General features: G+C 58.8%; 2 protein-coding genes. Both read left to right on the top strand.

What is annotated here, in order from left to right; genetic code table 11:
• Positions 1–39: 39 nt before the first annotated feature.
• Complete coding sequence (locus EOD07_RS36315) at positions 40–285, top strand: type II toxin-antitoxin system prevent-host-death family antitoxin (protein ID WP_127238502.1); 246 nt, start codon at positions 40–42, stop codon at positions 283–285.
• A complete protein-coding gene (locus tag EOD07_RS36310) occupies positions 282–731 on the top strand; it encodes a PIN domain-containing protein (protein ID WP_127238501.1) in 450 nt (149 codons plus the stop codon). The genes EOD07_RS36315 and EOD07_RS36310 overlap by 4 nt, the downstream gene beginning before the upstream one ends.
• Positions 732–757: the final 26 nt, after the last annotated feature.

Genomic DNA, 757 nt, shown 5'->3' with positions numbered 1-757 from the left:
TACTATTGTAGTGAATATAACTACAATCTGGATGTGGATATGGACGAAGCCGTTTCTGCTGCCGAAGCCAATCGCAAGTTTTCCCTCATTCTTCGCGGCGTGCGGGAGGGCCAGAGCTATGTCGTGACCAGTCATGGCCGGCCGGTGGCGCGGATTGTGCCCGCCGAAAAGAGCGAAGGCGTGGCTTCCCGCTCGCGGAGTTCGCTGCTGTCGCGGCTCAGGCGCCAGCCTGTTGTCGACGCCGGAAAATGGACCCGCGACGAACTTTACGAGGACGACCGGTGAAGGTCGCAATCGACACCAATATCCTTGCCTATGCCGAAGGTGTGAACGACGCGGAAAAACGCGAGATCGTCCTCGAACTGCTGGTTAACGTTCCGCAACAGGGGACGGTCATTCCTGTTCAGGTTCTGGGCGAATTGTTCAATGTGTTGGTGCGCAAGGCAGGTCGATCGCATGCAGAAGCCCGGGACGCACTTCTGAACTGGCGCGACGCATTCCCGGTTGCCGGAACGACGCCCGAGGCGATGATGATGGCCGTGGACCTGGCAGCGGATCATCGCTTCGGCATTTGGGATGCGGTCATTCTCTCCACAGCTTCGCAATCGGGTTGCCGGTTGCTCCTGTCGGAGGACCTGCAACATGGCTTCACTTGGGGCGGTGTCACCATCGTCAATCCTTTTGTGTCACCACGCCACGAGTTGCTCAACGACCTGCTGGGCACCGAATAAGAAGCTGGACCGCCGCGCAATGACCC

Source organism: Mesorhizobium sp. M2C.T.Ca.TU.002.02.1.1, assembly GCF_003997225.1.
The sequence above is the reverse complement of the archived record's forward strand: the minus strand, read 5'-3'. Positions and strand labels throughout refer to the sequence as shown.

Excerpts from the sequence above, each read along its gene's own strand:
- EOD07_RS36315 (WP_127238502.1), top strand. The coding sequence starts at position 40 with ATGGACGAAGCCGTTTCTGCTGCCGAAGCCAATCGCAAGTTTTCCCTC.